Origin of the sequence: Cyanobium sp. BA20m-p-22 (genome assembly GCF_024346275.1) — a bacterium.
Taxonomy (GTDB): Bacteria; Cyanobacteriota; Cyanobacteriia; order PCC-6307; family Cyanobiaceae; genus Cyanobium_A.
The window spans coordinates 1-6,017 of sequence record NZ_JAGQCQ010000229.1; the positions used below are offsets into that span (position 1 = coordinate 1).

At 65.8% G+C, this 6,017-nt stretch carries 7 protein-coding genes; 5 read left to right on the top strand and 2 right to left on the bottom strand.

The window, feature by feature from the left end; genetic code table 11:
- Positions 1–29: 29 nt before the first annotated feature.
- Together KBZ15_RS16475 and KBZ15_RS16480 are read right to left on the bottom strand one after the other, a co-directional pair.
- Positions 30–275: a FitA-like ribbon-helix-helix domain-containing protein gene (locus tag KBZ15_RS16475; protein WP_255016284.1), complete on the bottom strand. Its 246-nt coding sequence runs from the start codon at positions 273–275 to the stop codon at positions 30–32.
- Positions 276–617: 342 nt separating this feature from the next.
- Complete coding sequence (locus KBZ15_RS16480; protein WP_255016285.1) at positions 618–992, bottom strand: diacylglycerol kinase; 375 nt, start codon at positions 990–992, stop codon at positions 618–620.
- A gap of 107 nt (positions 993–1,099) precedes the next feature.
- Here KBZ15_RS16480 and trpB point away from each other — a divergent pair, with 107 nt between their 5' ends.
- The 5 genes from trpB to KBZ15_RS16505 all read left to right on the top strand — a co-directional run.
- On the top strand, positions 1,100–2,371 hold the full coding sequence (trpB, locus tag KBZ15_RS16485) for a tryptophan synthase subunit beta (protein WP_255016286.1): 1,272 nt from the start codon (positions 1,100–1,102) through the stop codon (positions 2,369–2,371).
- A 181-nt stretch (positions 2,372–2,552) separates the two neighbouring features.
- Positions 2,553–4,316, top strand: a complete 1,764-nt coding sequence (locus KBZ15_RS16490; protein ID WP_255016290.1) for an APC family permease — start codon at positions 2,553–2,555, stop codon at positions 4,314–4,316.
- A gap of 265 nt (positions 4,317–4,581) precedes the next feature.
- Positions 4,582–5,397 carry a glutamine synthetase gene (locus KBZ15_RS16495; protein WP_255016287.1) on the top strand — a complete coding sequence of 272 codons (816 nt, stop codon included), beginning with the start codon at positions 4,582–4,584 and terminating at the stop codon, positions 5,395–5,397.
- Positions 5,325–5,774: a glutamine synthetase gene (locus KBZ15_RS16500; protein WP_255016288.1), complete on the top strand. Its 450-nt coding sequence runs from the start codon at positions 5,325–5,327 to the stop codon at positions 5,772–5,774. Before KBZ15_RS16495 ends, KBZ15_RS16500 begins: the two co-directional genes overlap by 73 nt.
- Before the next feature lie 45 nt (positions 5,775–5,819).
- The coding region (locus tag KBZ15_RS16505; protein WP_255016289.1) for a hypothetical protein at positions 5,820–6,017 on the top strand (198 nt) is incomplete at its 3' end.

Below are 6,017 nucleotides of genomic sequence, written 5' to 3' on the forward strand. Positions count from 1 at the left end.
ATAGGCCAGCACGTTGGTGTCGACAACAATCAAGGCCGACCCTCGCGCTTGAAGGCATCGATCTCGGCCGGATCAAAGCTGTGCTGAGCCAGGCTGTCGCGCAGCGCCCGGATCTCTCCCAGCTGCTGCTCTACGGATAAGTGGTCATCTCCCAGACCGGCCTCCAGGCAAACGATCGCTTCATTGTTGAGGCTGCGCCGGTGCCGCTTGGCCGCCGCTGCGAGCCGGGCATGGAGTGCGTCGGGCAGGTTCTTGAGCGTGATGGTTTTGGCCATGGCAGCAAGTGATCGCACCGCAGTCCAACCATTATGGAACCGTTCTGGTGTCCGCTGGTTTGGGGGAGCTTGGCGCCAATGCTTGTGTAGTGAAAGTGCTGCGAGATTTCGCTCCAATCCCTTGACCTTTACTTTTACCTAAGTGCGCCGCTCTGTAGGGGTTGGCGGGGACGGTGCGATGCCAAAGCTCACGTCGCCAAGCTCACGCCCTCGGGCCTCGCTGACCAACGCCCGATCTACATCGCAGGCGGGAGGCAGACGCAACTGACGGCATACGCCCGAGAGCCCAGCCCGCCTGACCAGTCGGGGCCAGGATGATCGTGATTGCCCTAAAGATGGCGCTCAGCTTTCCCTAGCCAGCAGCAGGCGCCAGCCCTCGATCAGCATCACGATCACCCAGGCCCCCATGCACACGCTCACGGCGGCGGCGGCGATGTCCTTGGTGGCTCCGATCTGGGGTGCTCGTTCTGGCTGCACGTAGTCGCACAGCTCCTCGATGGCCGTGTTGAGTAGTTCGGCTGCCAGCACCAGCGCCGTGGTCACCAGCACCAGGCCGAAATCCAGCCAGGCCCGCTGGGCGAAGGCGATCGCCAGGAGCCCCGCTGCAAGAACCACCTTGTAGGCCACGGCCTTGTCGCGCATGGCCAGGCTCAGGCCGTGGCAGATAACGCGCATTTTGCGCAGTGGCTCGTAGGGCCTGGGGGTGGTGGTTGGCATCAGCCCATCATCCACCCGCCAGCTTGGGCAGGCCCGTGAGCTCTTTCACCTCTTTGCGCCCTTGGCCGTGGCCCTTCTTACGCTGAAGTGATCTCGCTCCGCCACCGGTGACAAGCACCGTTCCTCCCATCTCAGCAGCCAGGGGCGTCGATCCGGCATCCCTGGCGCTTGCGGCCCGCCCCAACAGCCTGGGTCGCTACGGCCAGTTCGGTGGCCAGTACGTGCCCGAAACCCTGATTCCCGCCCTGGCCGAACTGGAGCAGGCGGCGGCTGAGGCCTGGGCCGATCCTGCCTTCACCGACCGGCTCAACCATCTGCTGCGCACCTATGTGGGGCGGCCCAATCCCCTCTATGAAGCTGAGCGGCTCACGGAGCACTACCGCCGGCCCGAGGGCGGCCCGCGCATCTGGCTGAAGCGCGAAGACCTAAACCACACCGGCGCCCACAAGATCAACAACGCCCTCGGCCAGGCCCTGCTGGCCCTGCGCATGGGCAAGAAGCGGATCATTGCCGAAACCGGTGCCGGTCAGCACGGCGTGGCCACCGCCACCGTCTGCGCCCGCTTCGGGCTGGAGTGCGTCGTCTACATGGGCGCCGAGGACATGCGTCGCCAGGCCCTGAACGTATTCCGCATGCGCCTGCTGGGGGCAACGGTGTGCCCAGTCACCGCCGGCACCGCCACCCTCAAGGACGCCACCAGCGAGGCCATCCGCGACTGGGTGACCAACGTGGAGAGCACCCACTACATCCTCGGTTCGGTGGCGGGTCCCCATCCCTATCCGATGTTGGTGCGCGATTTCCACGCCGTGATCGGCGAGGAAACAAAGCGCCAGTGCCACGAGGCTTTCGGCCGCAATCCGGACGTGCTGGTGGCCTGCGTGGGCGGTGGCTCCAATGCCATGGGCCTGTTCCATCCCTTCGTGCAGGACACCTCCGTGCGGCTGATCGGTGTGGAGGCCGCCGGTGATGGGGTTGCCAGCGGCCGCCATGCCGCCACGATCACCGAGGGCCGAGTTGGGGTGCTGCACGGCGCCATGAGCCTGCTGCTGCAGGACGACGAGGGCCAGGTGCGGGAGGCCCATTCGATCAGCGCCGGCCTCGATTACCCCGGCGTGGGCCCCGAGCACAGCTACCTCAAAACCATCGGCCGGGCCGAATACGGCGCCGTGACCGACACCGAGGCGCTGGATGCCCTGCAGCTTCTGTGTCGCCTCGAGGGCATCATCCCGGCCCTGGAAACGGCCCATGCCTTCGCCTGGCTGGAGAAGCTCTGCCCCAGCCTGGCCCCCGGCACCGAGGTGGTGCTCAACCTCTCAGGCCGCGGCGACAAGGACGTGAACACCGTGGCCGAGAAGCTGGGCGACAAGATGGAGGGGTAAGGCTCTACTTCAGGCGTTTGCCCCCACTCGCTTGACCAATCCACTGAGGCCGCCTAGATCCATGAAAGCCTGAGCAGCTTGGTGATTCGGAGCAATGGGCGCAGAACTCAGTCGCCGACTGTTTGGAGCCCCCCTGCCCCGCAGCCAGGCCGAGGCTGAATAGCTTCCGAGCTTTGCAGCCCTGCCCATCCTCTCTTCCGATGCCCTGTCCTCGGTGGCCTATGCCACTGAAGCGGCCCTCGGGGTTCTGGTGTTGGCGGGCAGCGGCGCTCTGCGCTTGTCCTTGCCGATCACAGCGGCGATCGTTGTGCTGATCGCCATTGTGGTGTTCTCGTATCGGCAGACGATCGAGGCTTACCCCCAGGGCGGTGGCGCCTATGTGGTGGGCCGCGAAAATCTCGGCACCTGGGCGGCGCTGGTGGCGGCCGCCAGCCTGCTGATCGACTACGTGCTTACGGCGGCGGTGAGTTTGATGGCCGGCACCCAGGCCCTCACCTCTTTGGTGCCTTGGCTGCTGCCCTGGGAGGTGGTGATCGCTCTGATCTTGCTCACCGTGGTGGGCTGGGCCAACTTGCGGGGCCTGCGCGAATCAGGTCGCCTTTTCGCCCTGCCCACCTACTCATTCGTGCTGATGGTGGCGGTGCTGGCCATCGCTGGTGCGGTCAACCTGCTCTTCTCCCACGGCTTCCAGCCCGATCAGCCCCCAGCGGTGGTCGCTGCTGAGCCCCTCGGCCTGTTTTTGATTTTGAGGGCTTTCAGCTCCGGTTGCTCGGCCATGACCGGTATCGAGGCAATCGCCAATGGCGTGCAGGTGTTTCGAGAACCCTCCGCCCAGCGGGCCCGCCGCACTCTCGTGGTGATGGGCTCCCTGCTGGCGGCGATGTTTCTGGCGGTGAGTGGTTTGGGCTTCATGTACGGCATCGCCCCCCATCCAGACATCACCGTGCTCGCCCAGATAGGCCAGCGCCTGTTCGGCTCCGGTAACCCCCTGTACTGGTTTTTGCAGGTCACCACCCTGTTGATTCTGATGCTGGCGGCCAACACTGCCTTCGCGGATTTCCCCCGTCTTTCTGCTCTGTTGGCTCGCGACAACTTCCTGCCCCGGCAGATGGCCTGGGTAGGAGATCGCCTGGTGTTCCAGAACGGCATTGTTTTATTGGTGCTGGCTACTGCCGTGATCGTGCTGGTGAGCCGGGGGGACACCACGGTGGCGGTTAATCTCTACGCCCTGGGAGTGTTTCTGGCCTTCACCATCTCCCAGGCGGGGATGGTGGTGCACGGCTGGCGAGAGCGCATGAGCCACTGGCAGGGTCGGGTCCTGATGAATGGGGTCGGCGCCATCTGCACTTTGCTTGTGCTGCTTGTGATCGGCATCAGCAAGTTCGCTGAAGGTGCCTGGACGGTGGTGATCGCCATCCCCCTGCTGGTGCTGCTGCTGGCCCGCATCCGCCAGCGTTACCGACAGGTCTATGCCGCGATCCAGCTGCCTGCTGGATCGCAGCAACCACTTTCTATTCCCCCAAGACATGAACCGATTGGCAATCGCAGCATTGTCTGGCTGCGCATGTTTAGTCAACCGGGGCTTGAGGCCCTGCGTTATGCCGCCACCATCTCAGATCGGGTGGAAGTTGTCTGGGTTTTGCGGGGCGATGACGACCCTGAACGGATCCGGGCGGACTGGAGCGAATTGGTGGGCAGCGATCCAGCCATCAATCTCACCCTGCTGGAGAGTCCCTACGCCTCTGAGATCAACCCGTTCGTTGACTTTGTGGAGGCTCAAGAGAGCCGCCATTCCGGACGACTTACGATCGTGATGCCCATGGCTATTCCCCGCTATTGGCTGGACAGCCTCCTGCTCAATCAACATGGCATCAGTCTGCGTCGCGCCCTTGATGCCCATCACAACCGCGTCTACACCTTGGTGCGCTACTACCTGCCAGCTTGAAGATTCAGCCAGGGTGTGAAGAGTTTTCAAGCAGGGCCAGGCTGGCGGGGAACTGCCGTTGCTCTCCAAGGGCATCCAGCACCGCGCGTGGCTACGACAGCCTGCAGTTGGCAGCAGCCCACAACCATTACAAGCAATTCGGCATTTATTGATTTCCCCCGTTTCGACCGCCGCCTTCCCTGTTCGCAAGTAGCTCTTTCGGCGGGCATATAGCCGGCCGGGACAATCATGGCCGAAGAGCAGCGGCCTGCCCGTGCCTAATCCCTTGTCCCCGCCGGTCGCCGCCCTCGCCGATCAGGGCATCCGCTGGGTGGCGATCACCTGGGTGAACCATGCCGGCGCGCCGCTGGTGAAGGTGGTGCCCCTGGCGGCTTTTGATGCGGCGGCTGCCGTGGGGGTGGGCTTTTCGCCGGTCTCCGATGCTTTCCGCGCCGATGGCGCCATCGATCCGGCCCATCGCCTGGCCAAGCCGGACGGCGACCTGCGTCTGCGGGCCGATGCCGCTGCCCTGGCGCTGCTTGAGCCCAGCAGCGGCTGGGCCTGGGCGCCGGGGGAACGCTTCGAGCGCTCCGGCGAGCCCTATGCGGGGGATCAGCGCTCCTGCTGCTGTCAGCAGCAGGAGCAGCTTCACCAGGCCGGCGTGGAGCTGCGGGCCGGCTTCGAACTGGAGTGGCTGGTGGCCAGCCATCGCCCCGCTGCCGAACCCCAACCGGCCATTGCCGGCGGCCCCTACGGTGCCGATCGGCTGGTGGAGGGGCTGGATTACGCCACGGCCCTGCTCGATGCCCTGGAGGCCGCCGGCATCCCCTGGCTGCAGTTCCACCCTGAATACGGCGCCGGGCAGTTTGAGCTGTCGCTCGCGCCAGGCACGCCCCTGGAGGCGGCCGACCGGCTGGTGCTGCAGTTTCAGTCCAAAACCCAGCCTGGAGCGGGTGGGCAATGGGGGCCATCTGCACCTGAGCCTGCAGCGCGATGGCCTGCCCCTGCTCCAGGGCGGCGGCGGCCCCGGTGGCCTTACCGAAGCGGTCGGCGCCGTTCCAGGTGTGGGGCATCGAGAACCGGGAGGCGGCCCTGCGCCTGATCCCCACTGCCGCCGATGGGGCCGCCGCCCACCTGGAACTCAAGGTGGTGGATCTGGCGGCCAATCCCTACCTGCTGCTGGCGGCCGTGCAGGCGGTGGCGCTGGCGGGGCTGGAGCAGGCCAGGCCCCTGCCGCCGCCGGTAAGCGGCGATCCAGCCCGTCTGCCGGCCGGTGTGGCGGTGCGGTTGCCTGCCAGCCTGGCGCAGGCCTCAGCCGCTTTTGCCGCCAGCGCCCTGTTGCGCCAGGCCCTTGGGGAGGAGCTGCACGGCTCCCTGCTCGACAGCCAGGCCGCCGAGGTGCGCCGCTGCGCAGGCCTCAGCGAAGCTGAGCTGGCCGCGGCGGACGCCTGGTGGCCACTGGTGGGCGGGTTGGCTTGAGCCAGCCTGGTTCCTCTGTTTTTCGACTTTCCCGGCCCTGTTCCCATGCCGACCTTCTCGTCCATGCCAGCCCCTGCTCCGCCGCCGGAGGTGCGCTTCGTGCTGGCAGCACCTTCCCCCTACACCGGCCGCTTCGATGCCACCAGAGCAGGTCTGGGGATTGCCCTGGAGTTGCACCGCATCGCCCGGGAGCACCAGCTGCCGCTGCGGATCGGCTTCAGGGCTTTGCCAATGCAGGCAGGG